Here is a 16,307-nt window from a genome sequence, read left to right as displayed (position 1 = left end):
TGTTCGCGCAGCGTCAACGTGATCGAACCCTAGTCATCCCGGCCCGTCCGCGCGGTGGCCGCGGGATACAGTGGGAGCCGTTCCGTCGCCGGTCTGAAGGGACCTCCGTGCTGCCGTCCTGCCCGGTGGTGCCCTGCCGCCCGTGCGCGCGCGTGGGGGAGGCCGTCCGGTGACGGCCGTCTCCGAGCGGCCGGTCGTCTCCGCCCGCCGCCTGTCCGAGGTCGTGGGCGCCTACGTGGCGCTGACCAAGCCGAAGCTCGTCGAGCTGCTGCTGGTCACGACGCTGCCGGCGATGATGATGGCGGCCGACGGGTGGCCCTCCTGGCGGCTCGTGGGCGCCACGATGGTCGGCGGGATGTTCGCCGCCGGGGCGGCCAACACGTTCAACTGCTGGTACGACCGCGACATCGACCGGCTGATGTCGCGCACGCGCGACCGGCCGATCCCGTCCGGGGCGGTGTCCGCCCGGGCGGCGCTGGTCTTCGGGCTGGTCCTCGCCGCGGCGTCGCTGACGCTCCTGTGGGTGGCCACCACGCCGCTGGCCACGGCACTGGCCGCGGTCGCGATCCTGGCCTACTCCGTCGTCTACACGATGGTGCTCAAGCGCCGCAGCCGGCACAACACGGTCTTCGGGGCCTTCCCCGGGGCGGCGCCGGTGCTCATCGGCTGGGCGGCGGTGACCGGCTCCCTCTCCTGGCCGGCGCTCGCCTTCTTCGCCGTCGTCTTCTGCTGGCAGATGCCGCACTTCTGGGCCCTGGCCAGCCGGTACCGCGAGGACTACGCCCGCGCCGGTGTCCCCATGCTGTCGGTGGTCGCCGGCCCGGCGAGCGTCGGCCGCCAGTCCGTCGCGTGGGCCTGGGCCACCCTGGGGGCGACCCTGCTGATGGGCTCGATCACGCCCGTCCTCGGCTGGGCCTTCGCCATCGGCGGGGGGCTCCTCGGCGCCTGGTACGTGGCCGAGTCCCACCAGTGGCTGGGCCGCATCCAGAGCGCCCTGCCCGACCGGCCGATGCGGCTGTTCTCCGTGTCGATCACGCACATGACGCTGCTGTCGATCGCCATCGCCATCGACGTCCTCGTCTGAGGCCGCCCGGCCCGGCCCGGACGCGGTCGTGCCGCGCCTCGTGCCCCGCGCCCGCCCGCGCGCCGTGGTGCCCGACCTCGCGCTGTGGGGTGAGGTCGGGCACCACGGGGTGAGGGCGGTGCCGGCCGGCGGAGGTGAGGCGGCTCAGTCCCGGCGGCCGGCGATCAGCAGGTGGCTGCTGGCTCCGAGCAGGGACGGCTCCCGCTCGGTGCTGCGCAGGGCCTCCAGCACCCGGGCCCGTGTCCCGTCGTCGTCGAGCAGCGCGTCGACGTCGGCGGCGCAGCCCGCCAGGCCCTCCACGGCCACCGGCCCGTCCGGGACGAGGCCGGCGAGGCGCACCTCCGCGGCCAGCTCCCCGGGCCGGGCCGGTCGAGCGGGTCCCGTGCCGCCGGGTGTCGACCTGCTGTCGTCATCCGGCGCCGTCGGCACGCGGTGCCCGGCGGCTCAGCGGGTGGCGACCGCGGGGACGGCGGGGGTGTCGAGGGGCTGCTCGCTGGCCGGGCCGCGCACCGACCACACCAGGCGGGCGGTCGAGACGGTCACCAGCACCGCGCCCAGCATGTGCAGCAGCACCAGCACGACCGGCAGCCCGGTGAAGTACTGGACGAACCCGACGACGCCCTGCAGCAGCTGGACGACGAGGACGTCGCGCGCGGCCCGCTTGACCCGCCCCGGGGCGTCGGTGGCGTACAGCGCCACGAGCAGCGCGACGGTGAGCCCGACGAGCAGGAACACCAGGTCGGCGTGCACCTGGCTGACGGTGCGCAGGTCGAAGCCGATCCGGTCGCCGGTCGGGACGTCGTTCGCGTCGACGTCACCGCTGTGCGGACCGCTGCCGGTCACGAGCGTGCCGAGCACCAGCACCGCTGCCGTCACCGCGGCGATCCCGCCGACCAGCAGCGCGACCGGGCGGCGGACCAGCGGCTGACCCACCCCGGGCTCCCGGGACCGCAGCCACAGCACGGTCGACAGCGCGATGAGCGCCGTCGACACGAGGAAGTGCACGGCGACCGTCCAGGGGTTCAGCCCGGTGAGCACGGTGACCCCGCCGATGGCCGCCTGGACGGGGATGCCCAGGAAGGTGAGGACGGCGAGCGGGCGCAGGTCGCGGCGCGCGGAGCGCCAGACCGCCACCAGCAGCGCCACGGCGACCGCGGTCAGCACGAAGGTGAGCAGCCGGTTGCCGAACTCGATGACGCCGTGGCCACCCATCTCGGGCGTCGTCACCAGGCTGTCCTCGGTGCACCGGGGGAAGGTCGGGCACCCCAGGCCGGATCCGGTGAGCCGGACGATCCCGCCGGTGACCACGATCGCCCCGTTGGCGACGAGGTTGACCAGCGCCAGTCGGGAGACCGCGGCAGCCGAGAAGGTGGGCAGGACCGGCACACGTCGATGCTATCCCCGCCCCGACCGACCCCAGCCGTGCCCGTGGTCACCGCGGACGTGCGCGCGGCGACGGTGTGCCGGTGAGTCGGTGTCCGAGCGAGGGGTGGACGATCACTGCACCGGGCGCGGGTGGAGGGGCGCGAGCACCGCCTCTCCGGGAGCTCTCCTCCGGCGCTCAGCAGTGGACGACGACCACGTTCCCGGACGCCTCGGTCAGAGCGTCCTCCGAGAGCGGGACCTCCTCGTCCAGACCGATGAACGGCCACGTGAGCCGCAACTGCACGGAGTTCCACTCGGAACGCGGCAGCCAGTACTCGGCCTCCCACTGGCACGGCCCCGTGGTGCGTCCCGCGGTCGGCCACGTGCTCGTGACGGCCAGGCGCTCGTCTCGGCTCACCAGGGTCAGCGAGTAGTCCTCTGCACCCGGCATCGGTACGAGGACGAGGCCGGGTCGTCTGCGGAGGGCGTCGGGAGGTTCGTGGAGGAGGGCCCGGACCCTCAACTGCACGCCGGTGGAGTAGACCTCGGGATCGAGCAGGACCACTGTCCCACCGGCTCGCGTCCACGCGCGTGACGCATCGACGCGGACGGGGAACTCGAGAGGGAGTCGGGTGGCCATCAGGGGTAGTTGATGATCAGCGGGTCGGCGGCATTGCTCTCCGGCCCGCCGAAGACCCGGTGGAACGTGAAGACGATGCTGACCGTCACGGGGCCACGGTTGTCGAACGTCTGGTAGTCGGTGATGTCCCCGCCACGGTTGACGTCGCGGATCTCGCGGGACCCCTGGGGATCGATGATGGTCAGCCGCGTCTCGGTGTAGAGGTTGTCGGCGCTGTAGTCGGTAGCGGCGTAGTCGACCCTGTACTGGCCCCCACTCGACACGTTGATGACCGCGGAGGCAGCACCGTTCGGACCTTCCTGACTGTCGGCACGGGCCGCCAGTGCGGGTGACGTGCCGAACGCCAGGACGGCGAGCATCGCGACAGCGACGACGAGGAACCTCTTCACGACCGGAAATCCCCTGGTCCTCGGTGCGAGGTGTGGTCGTTCTCACCAGACCACAGGCTGGTGAGGACGGTCAAGCAGGCCTCGGCCCAGCACCGGTGTCCGCATCCCGGGAGTGAGCGGACGGCGGTTCCCCTGCGCTCACGGCGACTCCGTGCGGACGCGGAGGTGTCGCCCCCGCCGGCCCGACACCTCGGCAGCGGGTGCCGGGCCGGCGGGGGCGCCCGGTTCGCTCAGGGCGGATCACAGGTCGGAAGGCCGCGGGCGGGCTTCGCGCTGTACCGGGCACGAGCGGCCGCGAGCCGCTCCCGGTGTCGCGGTGTGCATCCGGGTACGGGGGTCCCAGCGGGTGCCCCCTCTCGCGAGAGCGCTCCCGACCGATCCGACTCCCCTTGGACGTGAGGCATGACCAGCCCCTACTACCCGGGCCCCTACGGGAGCCCCTTCGACGACTTCTTCGCCCGCTTCCTGGGTGGCGGGGCGCCGCAGCAGCGGCAGCGCGTGGACATCACCCAGTTCCTCAGCCAGCAGGCCCGCCAGCTGGTCAACGCCGCGGCGCACCAGGCCGTGGCCACCGGCAGCGCCGACCTCGACACCGAGCACCTGCTGTGGGCGATGACCGGCGACGGGACGACCCGGCAGTTCCTCGCCCGCAGCGGCGTCGACCCCGACCAGCTGCGCGGCCAGCTCGAGCCCCAGCTGCAGCGCGGCGAGCCCCGCGACGAGCCGCCGTCGCTGACCCCCGCCGCCAAGCGGGCGCTGCTCGACGCCCACCGGGTCTCCCGTGCGCTGGGCTCGACCTACATCGGTCCCGAGCACCTGCTGTTCGCCCTCGCCGTCCACCCCGACTCCCCGGGCGGGCGGGTGTTGCGGGAGCGCGGCGTCACCCCGGAGGCGCTGCAGCAGGCCGCGACGGGGGCTCCCCAGCCCCGCGGCGGGCGCCCCGGCACCCCCGGGCAGGGCGGGTCGAGCACGCCGACGCTCGACGAGTTCGGCCGCGACCTCACCCAGATGGCCCGCGACGGACGGATCGACCCGGTCATCGGCCGCGAGCAGGAGATCGAGCAGACCGTCGAGGTGCTGTCCCGGCGGCGCAAGAACAACCCGGTGCTCATCGGCGAGGCCGGCGTCGGCAAGACCGCGATCGTCGAGGGCATCGCCGCGCAGATCGTGGAGGGCGACGTCCCCGAGACGCTGCGCGGACGGCGGCTGGTCGAGCTCGACCTGACCGGCCTGGTCGCCGGCACCCGGTACCGCGGCGACTTCGAGGAGCGGGTCAGGAAGATCATCGACGAGATCCGCGAGCACTCCGACGAGGTCATCGTCTTCATCGACGAGCTGCACACCGTCGTGGGCGCGGGCTCGTCCGAGGGCTCCAGCGGCGCGGGCAACATGCTCAAGCCCGCCCTGGCCCGCGGCGAGCTGCACGTCATCGGCGCGACGACGCTGGACGAGTACCGCCGCAACATCGAGAAGGACGCCGCCCTGGAGCGGCGGTTCCAGCCGATCCTGGTGACCGAGCCCGACGTCGAGAACACCGTGCAGATCCTGTGCGGCCTGCGCGACCGCTACGAGGCCCACCACGGCGTGCGGTTCACCGACGACGCCATCCGCGCCGCGGTGGAGCTCTCCGACCGCTACGTGACCGACCGGCACCTGCCCGACAAGGCCATCGACCTCATCGACCAGGCCGGCGCCCGGGTGCGGCGGCGGGTGAAGACCCCCCCGACGGACCTGCGCGGCCTGGAGCAGGAGGTCGAGCGGCTGCAGCGGGAGAAGGACCAGGCCGTCGCCGCCGAGCAGTACGAGCGGGCCTCGGAGCTGCGCGACCAGCTCGCCGGGGCGCAGGCGCAGCTGGAGCAGGCCCGGACCGGCGGCGGGCAGTCCGGCGTCCCGGAGGTGGGCGTCGAGGACATCGCCGAGGTGGTGTCACGGCAGACCGGCATCCCGGTGGCCCAGCTGACGCAGGAGGAGGTGCAGCGGCTGCTCGACCTCGAGGGGCACCTGCACCGGCGGGTGGTCGGCCAGGACGACGCCGTCCGCGTGGTCGCCGAGGCGGTGCGCCGCTCGCGGGTCGGCCTGGGCGACCCCGACCGGCCGATCGGGTCGTTCCTCTTCCTCGGCCCCACCGGCGTCGGCAAGACCGAGCTGGCGCGGGCGCTGGCCGAGGCGCTGTTCGGCGACGAGGACCGGATGGTCCGGCTGGACATGAGCGAGTTCCAGGAGCGGCACACCGTCAGCCGCCTGGTGGGCTCCCCGCCCGGGTACGTCGGCTACGAGGACGCCGGCCAGCTCACCGAGGCCGTCCGCCGCCGGCCGTACTCGGTGGTGCTGCTCGACGAGGTCGAGAAGGCGCACCCCGACGTCTTCAACACCCTGCTGCAGGTGCTCGACGACGGCCGGCTCACCGACTCGCAGGGCCGCACCGTGGACTTCCGGAACACCGTGCTGATCATGACGAGCAACCTCGGGTCGGAGCTGATCCAGGGCCGCAACACCCCGCTCGGCTTCGGCACCGGGGACGGCGCGGCCGCCGACGCCGGCCTGCGCGACCGGCTGCTGCGGCGGCTGCGCGAGTCGTTCCGCCCGGAGTTCCTCAACCGGATCGACGAGATCGTGGTGTTCCAGCAGCTGGAGAGCGAGCAGCTGCAGCAGATCACCCGGCTGCTGCTCGACGAGACCCGCCGCCGGCTGGCGGCGCAGGGCATCGAGGTCCGCTTCAGCGACGAGGCGGTGGCCTGGATCGCCGAGCACGGCTTCGAGCCGCAGTTCGGCGCCCGCCCGCTGCGCCGGGCCATCCAGCGGGAGGTCGACAACCCGCTGGCGCGGCTGCTGCTCGACGGCCGCGTCGGCGCCGGCCGGACGGTCGACGTCGGCGTCCGCGACGGCGCGCTCGACCTGTCGGTCGAGGACGCCGAGCCGGTGGCGGCGCAGGGCTGACCCGGCGGGCGTGACCTGGCTCACCCGGCCCCTGACCAGCGCGGTCGGGGGCCGGGTGGGTTAGGGCGACCTTCCTTGCGGGCCCCCCGAAATAGGACACAATCGTGTTGTGGAAACCGGCGCGGGACAGGTGGGGACGGTGCGGGCCGACGACGTCCGCACCCGCGACCGCGTGACCGCGCTGCTGCTCGAGCACGGTCCGCAGACCGCCAGCGAGCTCGCCGCCCGGCTGGGCATCAGCCCGGCCGCGGTCCGGCGGCACCTCGACGCCCTCGCCGCCCGCGGGCGGGTCGAGGAGCGGGTCGCGGCCGGCGCGCACCGGGGGAGGGGCCGGCCCGCCCGGCGCTTCCACCTCACCGACGCCGGCCGCTCCGGCTTCGCGCACGCCTACGACGACCTGGCGCTCACCGCGCTGCGGTACGTCGCCGCCTCCGGTGGGCCCGACGCCGTCCGCGCCGTCGCCGAGGCGCAGCTGGCCGGGCTCGAGCAGCGCGCCTCCGACGCCGTCGCCCGCTCGGCGGGCGCCCCGGTCGACCGCGCCCAGGCGCTGGCCGAGGCGCTCACGGCCGAGGGCTACGCTGCGTCGGCCTCGGCGATCGCCAGCGGCGGCCAGCTCTGCCAGCACCACTGCCCGGTGGCGCACGTGGCGGCCGAGTTCCCGCAGCTGTGCGAGGTCGAGACGGCGGTGATCGGCCGGCTGGTGGGCACGCACGTCCAGCGGCTGGCCACCATCGCCCACGGAGACGGCGTCTGCACCACGCACATCCCGGGGCCTCCGCGCGCCCGGGCTCACATCGATGCGGGGAACAGAACCACCCCCGCAGGCCCTGTACCCGGTGAGCGAGCGGCGCGGGTCCCGCGCCCCGCCCCGTCCACCAGCACCACCCGCAGCACCCCCACGAGCGACCGGGAGAGGACGCCCGCATGACCAGCACCCAGCAGCCGGTGACCGGCACGCCGCTGACGCAGGACGAGCAGATCGAGCAGCTCGGCCGCTACCAGTACGGCTGGGCCGACGCCGACGTCGCCGGGGCCTCCGCCCGCCGCGGCCTGGACGAGGACGTCGTCCGGGACATCTCGGCGCGCAAGAGCGAGCCCGAGTGGATGCTCGAGCGCCGCCTCAAGGCGCTCCGGCTCTTCGACCGCAAGCCGATGCCCGACTGGGGCTCGGACCTGTCCGGGATCGACTTCCAGAACATCAAGTACTTCGTGCGCTCGACCGAGGCGCAGGCCACCTCGTGGGACGAGCTGCCCGAGGACATCAAGAACACCTACGACAGGCTGGGCATCCCCGAGGCGGAGAAGCAGCGGCTCATCGCCGGTGTCGCGGCCCAGTACGAGTCCGAGGTCGTCTACCACAAGATCCGCGAGGACCTCGAGGAGCAGGGTGTCGTCTTCCTCGACACCGACACCGCGCTCAAGGAGCACCCGGACCTGTTCCGCGAGTACTTCGGCACGGTGATCCCCAGCGGCGACAACAAGTTCGCCGCGCTGAACACCGCGGTGTGGTCGGGCGGTTCGTTCATCTACGTGCCGAAGGGCGTGCACGTCGAGATCCCGCTGCAGGCCTACTTCCGGATCAACACCGAGAACATGGGCCAGTTCGAGCGGACGCTGATCATCGTCGACGAGGGCGCCTACGTGCACTACGTCGAGGGCTGCACCGCGCCGATCTACAAGTCGGACTCGCTGCACTCCGCGGTCGTCGAGATCATCGTCAAGAAGAACGCGCGCTGCCGGTACACGACCATCCAGAACTGGTCGAACAACGTCTACAACCTGGTCACCAAGCGGGCGATCGCCCACGAGGGCGCGACCATGGAGTGGATCGACGGCAACCTCGGCTCCAAGGTCACCATGAAGTACCCGGCGGTGTGGATGACCGGCGAGCACGCCAAGGGCGAGGTGCTCTCCATCGCGTTCGCCGGCGAGGGCCAGCACCAGGACGCCGGCGCCAAGATGGTGCACGCGGCGCCCAACACCTCCTCGACCATCGTCAGCAAGTCGGTGGCCCGGGGCGGCGGCCGCACCAGCTACCGCGGCCTCGTGCAGATCGACGAGGGCGCCTCCGGCTCGAAGTCGACCGTCAAGTGCGACGCCTTGCTGGTCGACACGATCAGCCGGTCGGACACCTACCCCTACGTCGACGTCCGCGAGGACGACGTGTCGATGGGCCACGAGGCGACCGTCTCCCGGGTCAGCGAGGACCAGCTCTTCTACCTGATGAGCCGCGGCCTGTCCGAGGACGAGGCCATGGCCATGGTGGTGCGCGGGTTCGTCGAGCCGATCGCCCGCGAGCTGCCGATGGAGTACGCCCTCGAGCTCAACCGCCTGATCGAGCTGCAGATGGAAGGTGCCGTCGGCTGATGGCCCAGCACGACTCCCCGACCACCACCGGTCTCACCACCGAGTCGGCCACCCTCGCCGGCGAGCTGTTCGGCGAGGGCGTCGGCACCCAGGCCGGCCCCCCGGCGGTGCCCGCATCCGGCACCGGCACCGCCGGGCAGGCCGCCCCGGGCGCGCACTCGCACGGCGGCCCGGCGGCAGCAGGTGCCGCCCCGACCGGCTCGCCGGCCGAGCGGTTCACCTCCACCGACCCCGAGGCCTTCGGGACCGTCACCGGGCGCGAGGAGGACTGGCGCTTCACCCCGATGCGCCGGATCCGCCCGCTGCTCGACGGTGCCCCCTCGGACGCCCACCTGCAGTGGGACACCGACCTGCCCGAGGGCGTGGAGCTCACCAGCGTCGACGCCGACGACCCGCTGCTCAAGGGGCTGCCCGAGCCGGTCGACCGGCTCGCCGCCCTGGCCCGGCAGCGCAGCGGCGGCGCGGCCGTCGTCCGCGTGCCCGCCGAGGCCCAGCTCGACCGCCCGGTCACCCTGGGCCTGTCCGGCACCGGGTCGGACCCTGCCGCGGACACGCCCGTCGTCTGGGGCCAGCTGGTCGTCGAGGTCGGCGCCTTCGCGAAGGTGACCGTCGTCCTCGACCACAGCGGGCTGGCCCGCTACGCCGGCGGCGTCGCCGTCCTCGTGGGCGACGGCGCGCAGGTGACGCTGGTGTCGGTGCAGGAGTGGGCGCCCGGCGCGGTGCACGGCGGCCAGTTCGACGCCGTCGTCGGCCGCGACGCCACCTTCACCCAGGTCGTGGTCACCCTCGGCGGCGACCTGGTCCGACTGGTCAGCAACGTGCAGTACGCCGGCCCCGGCGGGACGGCGGAGCTGTTCGGCGTCTACTTCTCCGACGAGACCCAGCACCAGGAGCACCGGCTCTGGGTGGACCACGCGGTGCCCAACTGCACCAGCAACGTGCTCTACAAGGGCGCGCTGCAGGGCGAGGGTGCGCGCACGGTGTGGATCGGCGACGTCCGCATCCGGCCGCAGGCCACCGGCACCGACACCTACGAGCTCAACCGCAACCTGGTGCTCACCGACGGCGCCCGCGCCGACTCGGTGCCCAACCTGGAGATCGAGACCGGCGAGATCGTCGGCGCCGGCCACGCCAGCGCCACCGGACGGTTCGACGACGAGCAGCTGTTCTACCTGTGCTCGCGCGGCATCGACGCCGAGACCGCCCGCCGCCTGGTGGTGCGCGGCTTCTTCGCCGACGTCGTCCAGCGGATCGGGCTGCCCGAGCTGCAGGACCGGCTGATGCGCTCGATCGAGGTCCGCCTGGGCGCACTGCCCGGCCTCGACGAGCAGCCGGTCGAGGTGGCCTGAGCATGGCCTTCGAGCGGGTCTGCGGGCTCTCCGACGTCCCGGAGAACGGGGCGCTGCGGGTGGAGCTCGCCGACCTCGACGTGGCCGTCGTCCGCTACGAGGACGACGTCTACGCGGTGCAGGACGTCTGCTCGCACGCCGAGGTCCCGCTGTCGGAGGGCGACGTCGAGGAGTTCGACGGCGCCCCGACCATCGAGTGCTGGCTGCACGGGTCGTGCTTCGACCTGCGCACCGGCGAGCCCACCAACCTGCCGGCCACCGAGCCGGTCGACGTCTACCCGGTCCGCGTGGAGGGGGGAGACGTCTACGTCGACACCGAGTCCGACGGGCGCCTCCCGCTCGCGGCCGGCAACTGAGGAGCGAGAAAGTGTCGGTTCTGGAGATCCGCGACCTGCACGTCACGGTCGGTGAGGGCGACGACGCCAAGGAGATCCTCCGCGGCGTCGACCTGACCGTCCGGTCGGGCGAGACGCACGCGATCATGGGCCCCAACGGGTCGGGCAAGTCGACCCTGGCCTACTCGATCGCCGGCCACCCGAAGTACACGGTCACCGGCGGCACGGTGACCCTCGACGGCGAGGACGTCCTCGCGATGAGCGTCGACGAGCGCGCCCGCGCGGGCCTGTTCCTCGCCATGCAGTACCCGGTCGAGGTCCCCGGCGTCTCGGTGTCGAACTTCCTGCGCACCGCCGCCACCGCGGTCAAGGGCGAGGCCCCGAAGCTGCGCACCTGGGTCAAGGACGTCAAGAGCGAGATGGACCTGCTCGAGATGGACTCCGCCTTCGCCGAGCGCAACGTCAACGAGGGCTTCTCCGGCGGTGAGAAGAAGCGCCACGAGATCCTGCAGATGCGGCTGCTCAAGCCGCGCATCGCCGTCCTCGACGAGACCGACTCCGGCCTCGACGTCGACGCGCTGCGGGTGGTCTCCGAGGGCGTCAACCGCACCCGCGAGGAGGGTGACGTCGGCGTCCTGCTGATCACCCACTACACGCGGATCCTGCGCTACATCCAGCCCGACTTCGTGCACGTGTTCGTGAACGGCCGCGTCGTCGACGAGGGCGGCAAGGAGCTGGCCGACAAGCTCGAGGCCGAGGGCTACGCGGCCTACGTGAAGGACTCGAAGGAGACCGCGAAGGCATGACCCAGACCGTCTCGCGTCCCGCTGCCGGGGCGCGGAAGCAGCCCCTGCCGCTGGACGTCGAGGCGATCCGGGCGGACTTCCCGATCCTGTCGCGCACGGTGCGCGACGGGAAGCGGCTGGTCTACCTCGACTCCGGGGCCACCTCGCAGAAGCCGCGCAGCGTCCTCGACGCCGAGCGCGACTTCTACGAGAACCACAACGCCGCCCCGCACCGCGGCGCCCACCAGCTCGCCGAGGAGGCCACCGGCCTCTACGAGGCGGCGCGGGCGAAGATCGCGGAGTTCATCGGGGCCGCCGTCGAGGAGGTCGTGTTCACCCGCAACACGACCGACGCGGTCAACACCGTCGCCTACGCGCTGTCGAACGCCGCCACGGCCAAGGAGCCCTCCTTCCGCCGGTACGCCGTCGGGCAGGGCGACGAGATCGTCGTGACCGAGATGGAGCACCACGCCAACCTGGTGCCCTGGCAGCAGCTGTGCGAGCGCACCGGCGCCACGCTGCGCTGGCTCGGCCTCACCGACGACGGCCGGCTCGACCTCTCCGACCTGGCCACCGTGGTCAACGAGCGCACCAAGCTCGTCGCGGTCACCCAGCAGTCCAACATCCTCGGCACGATCAACCCGCTGGAGCCGATCGTCGCCCGCGCCCGCGAGGTCGGTGCCCTGGTGCTGGTCGACGGCGCGCAGTCGGTGCCGCACCAGCCGGTGGACGTCACGGCGCTCGGCGCGGACTTCCTGGTGTTCTCCGGTCACAAGATGCTCGGGCCCACGGGTGTCGGCGTGCTGTGGGGCCGCTACGAGGTGCTCGACGCACTGCCGCCGTTCCTGACCGGCGGGTCGATGATCGAGGTCGTGCGCATGGAGGGCAGCACCTTCATGCCCCCGCCGCAGCGCTTCGAGGCCGGCGTGCCGATGACCGCGCAGGTCGTGGGCCTCGGTGCCGCCGTCGACTACCTTCAGGCGCTCGGCATGGACACGGTGCTGGCGCACGAGGAGGCGCTCACCGCCTACGCCCTCGAGCAGCTGCAGGCCATCCCCGGCGTCACCGTGATCGGCCCGCCCGACACCGTCGCGCGCGGGGGAGCGGTCTCGTTCACCGTCGAGGGCATCCACCCGCACGACGTCGGCCAGGTCCTCGACGACCTCGGCATCGCCGTCCGGGTGGGGCACCACTGCGCGTGGCCGGTGGTCCGCCGCTACGGCGTCCCGGCGACGACGCGGGCCACGTTCTACGTGCACACCGGCTACGACGACGTCGACGCGCTGGTGGAAGGTGTGCGGGCCGCGCAGCGTTTCTTCGGAGTGACGCCGGAGGAGGCAACCGCCTGATGCAGCTGCAGTCGATGTACCAGGACATCATCCTGGACCACTACCGCAACCCGCACGGCCGCGGGCTGCGGGAGCCGTTCGAGGCCGAGGTGCACCACGTCAACCCGACGTGCGGCGACGAGGTCACGCTGCGCGTGCACCTCGACGGCGACACCATCGCCGACGTCTCCTACGAGGGCATGGGCTGCTCGATCAGCCAGGCGTCGGTCTCGGCGATGTACGACCTGGTGATCGGCCGCTCGGTGCCCGAGGCGCTGGAGACCGGCGAGCACTTCATGACCCTCATGCAGTCCAAGGGCGACCCGGCCGTGGCCGAGAAGCTCGAGGACGAGCTGGAGGACGCCGTCGCGTTCGCCGGGGTGTCGAAGTACCCGGCGCGCATCAAGTGCGCGCTGATGAGCTGGATGGCCCTCAAGGACGCATCCGCGCGAGCCTGGGGAGGACAGGGAGCATGAGCGAGACGACCGAGAACCAGACCCCCGCCGAGCTGCCGGCCTACAAGTCGGCGCTGCTCGAGGACGTCGAGGAGGCCATGCGCGACGTCGTCGACCCCGAGCTGGGCGTCAACGTCGTCGACCTGGGCCTGGTCTACGGCATCGACGTCGACGAGCAGAACGTCGCCGTGCTGGACATGACGCTGACCTCGGCGGCCTGCCCGCTGACCGACGTCATCGAGGACCAGGCCCGCCAGGCCCTCACCGGCGGCCCCGGCCCCGGCCTGGTCGACGACATCCGGATCAACTGGGTCTGGATGCCGCCGTGGGGCCCGGACAAGATCACCGACGACGGCCGCGAGCAGCTGCGCGCCCTCGGCTTCCGCGTGTGAGGGACCCGGCTGCCCCCGGCGCCACGCTCCGTGCGCCGCGGGACCCCGCAGCCGGGCCGCTCCTGTAGGTCACGACCGGTCCGCACCCCCCGGGGTGCGGGCCGTCGTCGTTCCGGCGGCCCGCGGTGTCGGTGGTGTGCCACCGGGTAGTGCGCCAGTGATCGACGCACCGCCTGCCCCCGAGGAGCACCGCATGACCGAGACCTTCCGACTCGGCCGGATCGCCGGCATCCGGGTCGGTGTCAACGCGAGCGTGCTGGTGATCGTCCTGATCATCGCGGTGGGCCTGGCGACGGGCCGGTTCCCGCTCGTGCTGCCCGGCCGCAGCGGGCTGGCCTACGCCGCCGCCGCGCTGGCCGCGGCGCTGGCCTTCCTCGTCTCGCTGCTGGCCCACGAGCTGGCCCACGCGCTGGTCGCCCGGCGCAACGGGGTCGAGGTGGAGGGCATCACGCTGTGGCTGCTCGGCGGGGTCGCCCGGCTGCGCGGCGGCGCCCGGACGCCGGGGGCGGAGTTCCGCATCGCCGGCGTCGGCCCGCTCACCAGCCTCGTGCTCAGCGGTGCGTTCGCCGCGGCCGCCGTGCTCGCGCGGGCATCAGGCGCCGACGGGCTGCCGGTGGCGGTCCTCGACTACCTGGCCGTCATCAACCTGTCGCTGGCCCTGTTCAACCTGGTCCCGGCCTCGCCGCTGGACGGCGGGCGGCTGCTGCGGGCGCTGCTGTGGTGGCGCCGCGGCGACCCGTGGTCGTCGGCGGTCACGGCGTCCCGGGCCGGGCGGTTCCTCGGGTTCGTGCTCATCGCGCTGGGCGCCCTCCAGCTGGTCACCGGCAGCGGCCTGGGCGGGCTGTGGCTGGGCCTGATCGGCCTGTTCCTGGTCAACGCCGCGAGTGCCGAGGAGCAGCACGCCGCGGTGTCCGGGCGGCTCGCGGGACTGACCGTCGGGCAGGTGATGGGCGGCCCGGTCCTCGTCGCCGACCCCGACCAGCCGGTCGAGCAGTTCCTGCACGAGGTCGCGCTGGTGCACCGGTTCAGCACCTACCCGCTCGTCGACCGGACCGGCGCGCTGACCGGCCTGGTGACGCTCAACCGGCTGCGCTCGGTGCCGGGTGACGCCCGGGCGACCACGCGGCTGGGCGACGTCGCCTGCCCGCTGTCGGAGATCCCGGTGTCCTCCCCGGGCGACCCGCTGCTCGACCTGCTGGGCCGGATGGAGGGCTGCAGCGACGGCCGGGCGGTCGTGCTCGACGGCGGCCGGGTCGTCGGCGTGGTGTCCCCGAGCGACGTCACGCGGCTGCTGCAGCTGACCGACCTCGCCGCCTTCGCCCGCCACCCCTCCGCCGGCGGCGGGGCCGACGTCTCGCGGGTCTCGTACCCCGGGCCGCGCTGACCTCTCCGCGCTCGCCTCGGGTCAGCGCATCTCCGACAGCCGGGCACCGAAACCGGCGACCGGGCGGGACTCGCGCAGCGCGCCGAGCGCGAGCAGCGCCCCGCCGACGACCAGGACGCCGGCCACCGGGAGCGGCAGCTCGGCGGCGGCCAGCCCGACGCCCAGGGCGACGGCGGTGGCCGCCGCGGTGACCAGCGGGGCCCGCAGCGCGGCCCGGCCGGCCAGCGCCATGACCACCGCCGCGACCACCAGGACCAGCACGGGCCGCAGCGCACCGGGCTGCACGACCGCGGCGACCGTCGAGGGCACGGCGGCGGTGACCAGCCCCGGACCCCACGTCGGCCAGGACGGCCACCCCGCGTCGAGCAGCCGGGGCCGGCGGCCAGCAGCAGCCCGGCCGCGGGGGGCAGCGCCCAGCTCTCCACCACCGTCGACCCGGCCAGCGCGGCGCACGTCCAGGCCGCGGCCACGGCCTCGGCCGCGCCCACCCGCCGGCACGCCTCCGCCTCCGACTCCGCGGCCGCCGCTGAGCCCGCCTCGGTCGACCGTCCCCGGTACAGGCCCCACGCCCAGGTCAGCGCGCCCTGCACCGCCAGGTGCGCGGCCAGCTGCCCCCACGCGCCGTCGGCGGCGAGGACCACCAGTGCCGCGGCGGCGCAGACCGCCCCGACGGCGCCCGTGGGACCGCGGACGTCGGCGGCCGTCCCGGGCCGGGCGGCCAGCGAGGCGGCGTAGAGGGCGGTGAGCGCCGCCGCGCACCCGCCCGGGGGGAGGAGGCCGGCCGGCACGGCGAGCAGCGCCGCCGCGGCCAGGCAGCCCAGCGCGGTGGGCGCCGCCGTGGGGCGCTCGTCGCGCCGGACGGCGGCCACCCAGGCCGCGGGCAGCGCGGTGAGCAGCAGCAGCACCACCAGCGCCGCCCAGCGGGCGCCGGCGGTCAGCTGGGCGACGGCGAGGACGACGAGCACCCCTCCGGCCGCCCCGGCGGCGGGCAGCAGCATCCCCCGCCGCCAGCCGGTCAGCGTCCCCGCGGCGACCGAGACCACCAGCACGCCCAGCTCCCCGGCTGCGGGCAGCGCCAGGACCCCGTCGGTGGACAGCGCGGCGCCGACCGCCCCGCCGGCGACCAGGCCCGCGAGCACGGGCAGCGCCCGCGGCGGGCCCGTCAGCGGCTCCACCGCCCGGACCAGCCGCACGGGCAGCAGGGCCGCCGCCACGGCCACGGTGAGCGCGGCCGACAGCCAGCGGTCGGCGCCGTCGGCGGTCGCCGCGGTGACCAGCCCGCCGGCGACCCCGGTCACCCACCAGGTGGCGGCGGTCACCAGGGCCACCCGGGCGAGCACCGGGCGCGCGACGACGGTGAGGCCGAGACCGGTGAGGGCGACGGCCAGCAGCAGCGCCGTGCGGGGGACGCCGGCGGCGACCAGGTCCAGCGAGCGCAGCGCGGCCACCTGCAGCGCCACCCACGCGGCCAGCGGCCAGGACAGCGGCTCCGGGCGC

15 protein-coding genes are annotated in these 16,307 nt (G+C 74.0%); 11 read left to right on the top strand and 4 right to left on the bottom strand.

Going from position 1 to position 16,307, the window contains the following annotated elements:
- Positions 1 to 169 precede the first annotated feature (169 nt).
- The gene (locus tag BMZ33_RS13135) at positions 170 to 1,084 is read left to right on the top strand and encodes a heme o synthase (protein ID WP_091111137.1); all 915 of its coding nucleotides are present in this window, start codon (positions 170 to 172) and stop codon (positions 1,082 to 1,084) included.
- A 144-nt stretch (positions 1,085 to 1,228) separates the two neighbouring features.
- Here BMZ33_RS13135 and BMZ33_RS13130 read toward each other — a convergent pair whose 3' ends face one another.
- The 4 genes from BMZ33_RS13130 to BMZ33_RS13115 form a co-directional block, all read right to left on the bottom strand.
- Complete coding sequence (locus BMZ33_RS13130) at positions 1,229 to 1,423, bottom strand: hypothetical protein (protein WP_091111134.1); 195 nt, start codon at positions 1,421 to 1,423, stop codon at positions 1,229 to 1,231.
- A 105-nt stretch (positions 1,424 to 1,528) separates the two neighbouring features.
- The gene (locus tag BMZ33_RS13125) at positions 1,529 to 2,470 is read right to left on the bottom strand and encodes a COX15/CtaA family protein (protein WP_169064278.1); all 942 of its coding nucleotides are present in this window, start codon (positions 2,468 to 2,470) and stop codon (positions 1,529 to 1,531) included.
- 175 nt (positions 2,471 to 2,645) lie between these two features.
- The gene (locus BMZ33_RS13120; protein ID WP_136697290.1) at positions 2,646 to 2,900 is read right to left on the bottom strand and encodes a hypothetical protein; all 255 of its coding nucleotides are present in this window, start codon (positions 2,898 to 2,900) and stop codon (positions 2,646 to 2,648) included.
- A gap of 188 nt (positions 2,901 to 3,088) precedes the next feature.
- The gene (locus BMZ33_RS13115) at positions 3,089 to 3,478 is read right to left on the bottom strand and encodes a hypothetical protein (RefSeq protein WP_091111128.1); all 390 of its coding nucleotides are present in this window, start codon (positions 3,476 to 3,478) and stop codon (positions 3,089 to 3,091) included.
- Between the two features lie 402 nt (positions 3,479 to 3,880).
- On the opposite strand from BMZ33_RS13115, the gene BMZ33_RS13110 reads away from it, so the two are divergent.
- The 10 genes from BMZ33_RS13110 (at position 3,881) to BMZ33_RS13065 (ending at position 14,810) form a co-directional block, all read left to right on the top strand.
- A complete protein-coding gene (locus BMZ33_RS13110) occupies positions 3,881 to 6,415 on the top strand; it encodes an ATP-dependent Clp protease ATP-binding subunit (RefSeq protein WP_091111125.1) in 2,535 nt (844 codons plus the stop codon).
- A gap of 139 nt (positions 6,416 to 6,554) precedes the next feature.
- Positions 6,555 to 7,343 carry a helix-turn-helix transcriptional regulator gene (locus BMZ33_RS13105; protein WP_169064277.1) on the top strand — a complete coding sequence of 263 codons (789 nt, stop codon included), beginning with the start codon at positions 6,555 to 6,557 and terminating at the stop codon, positions 7,341 to 7,343.
- Positions 7,340 to 8,782: a Fe-S cluster assembly protein SufB gene (sufB, locus tag BMZ33_RS13100; protein WP_091111120.1), complete on the top strand. Its 1,443-nt coding sequence runs from the start codon at positions 7,340 to 7,342 to the stop codon at positions 8,780 to 8,782. Before BMZ33_RS13105 ends, sufB begins: the two co-directional genes overlap by 4 nt.
- The gene (gene sufD, locus BMZ33_RS13095; RefSeq protein ID WP_091111117.1) at positions 8,782 to 10,131 is read left to right on the top strand and encodes a Fe-S cluster assembly protein SufD; all 1,350 of its coding nucleotides are present in this window, start codon (positions 8,782 to 8,784) and stop codon (positions 10,129 to 10,131) included. Before sufB ends, sufD begins: the two co-directional genes overlap by 1 nt.
- A gap of 2 nt (positions 10,132 to 10,133) precedes the next feature.
- The gene (locus BMZ33_RS13090) at positions 10,134 to 10,487 is read left to right on the top strand and encodes a non-heme iron oxygenase ferredoxin subunit (RefSeq protein ID WP_091111115.1); all 354 of its coding nucleotides are present in this window, start codon (positions 10,134 to 10,136) and stop codon (positions 10,485 to 10,487) included.
- An 11-nt stretch (positions 10,488 to 10,498) separates the two neighbouring features.
- The gene (gene sufC / locus BMZ33_RS13085) at positions 10,499 to 11,272 is read left to right on the top strand and encodes a Fe-S cluster assembly ATPase SufC (protein ID WP_091111112.1); all 774 of its coding nucleotides are present in this window, start codon (positions 10,499 to 10,501) and stop codon (positions 11,270 to 11,272) included.
- Complete coding sequence (locus BMZ33_RS13080; RefSeq protein ID WP_091111109.1) at positions 11,269 to 12,600, top strand: cysteine desulfurase; 1,332 nt, start codon at positions 11,269 to 11,271, stop codon at positions 12,598 to 12,600. The genes sufC and BMZ33_RS13080 overlap by 4 nt, the downstream gene beginning before the upstream one ends.
- On the top strand, positions 12,600 to 13,055 hold the full coding sequence (sufU, locus tag BMZ33_RS13075) for a Fe-S cluster assembly sulfur transfer protein SufU (RefSeq protein WP_091111106.1): 456 nt from the start codon (positions 12,600 to 12,602) through the stop codon (positions 13,053 to 13,055). The genes BMZ33_RS13080 and sufU overlap by 1 nt, the downstream gene beginning before the upstream one ends.
- The gene (locus BMZ33_RS13070; RefSeq protein WP_091111104.1) at positions 13,052 to 13,426 is read left to right on the top strand and encodes a metal-sulfur cluster assembly factor; all 375 of its coding nucleotides are present in this window, start codon (positions 13,052 to 13,054) and stop codon (positions 13,424 to 13,426) included. Before sufU ends, BMZ33_RS13070 begins: the two co-directional genes overlap by 4 nt.
- A 193-nt stretch (positions 13,427 to 13,619) precedes the next feature.
- Positions 13,620 to 14,810 carry a site-2 protease family protein gene (locus BMZ33_RS13065; RefSeq protein ID WP_091111101.1) on the top strand — a complete coding sequence of 397 codons (1,191 nt, stop codon included), beginning with the start codon at positions 13,620 to 13,622 and terminating at the stop codon, positions 14,808 to 14,810.
- The last annotated feature ends 1,497 nt before the right edge of the window (positions 14,811 to 16,307 follow it).

It is taken from the genome of Geodermatophilus dictyosporus (assembly GCF_900115505.1).
Classification (GTDB): domain Bacteria; phylum Actinomycetota; class Actinomycetes; order Mycobacteriales; family Geodermatophilaceae; genus Geodermatophilus; species Geodermatophilus dictyosporus.
The sequence above is the reverse complement of the archived record's forward strand: the minus strand, read 5'-3'. Positions and strand labels throughout refer to the sequence as shown.

Excerpts from the sequence above, each read along its gene's own strand:
- BMZ33_RS13120 (WP_136697290.1), bottom strand. The coding sequence starts at position 2,900 with ATGCCGGGTGCAGAGGACTACTCGCTGACCCTGGTGAGCCGAGACGAG.
- BMZ33_RS13110 (WP_091111125.1), top strand. The coding sequence starts at position 3,881 with ATGACCAGCCCCTACTACCCGGGCCCCTACGGGAGCCCCTTCGACGAC.
- sufB (WP_091111120.1), top strand. The coding sequence starts at position 7,340 with ATGACCAGCACCCAGCAGCCGGTGACCGGCACGCCGCTGACGCAGGAC.
- sufD (WP_091111117.1), top strand. The coding sequence starts at position 8,782 with ATGGCCCAGCACGACTCCCCGACCACCACCGGTCTCACCACCGAGTCG.
- BMZ33_RS13090 (WP_091111115.1), top strand. The coding sequence starts at position 10,134 with ATGGCCTTCGAGCGGGTCTGCGGGCTCTCCGACGTCCCGGAGAACGGG.
- BMZ33_RS13080 (WP_091111109.1), top strand. The coding sequence starts at position 11,269 with ATGACCCAGACCGTCTCGCGTCCCGCTGCCGGGGCGCGGAAGCAGCCC.
- sufU (WP_091111106.1), top strand. The coding sequence starts at position 12,600 with ATGCAGCTGCAGTCGATGTACCAGGACATCATCCTGGACCACTACCGC.
- BMZ33_RS13070 (WP_091111104.1), top strand. The coding sequence starts at position 13,052 with ATGAGCGAGACGACCGAGAACCAGACCCCCGCCGAGCTGCCGGCCTAC.
- BMZ33_RS13065 (WP_091111101.1), top strand. The coding sequence starts at position 13,620 with ATGACCGAGACCTTCCGACTCGGCCGGATCGCCGGCATCCGGGTCGGT.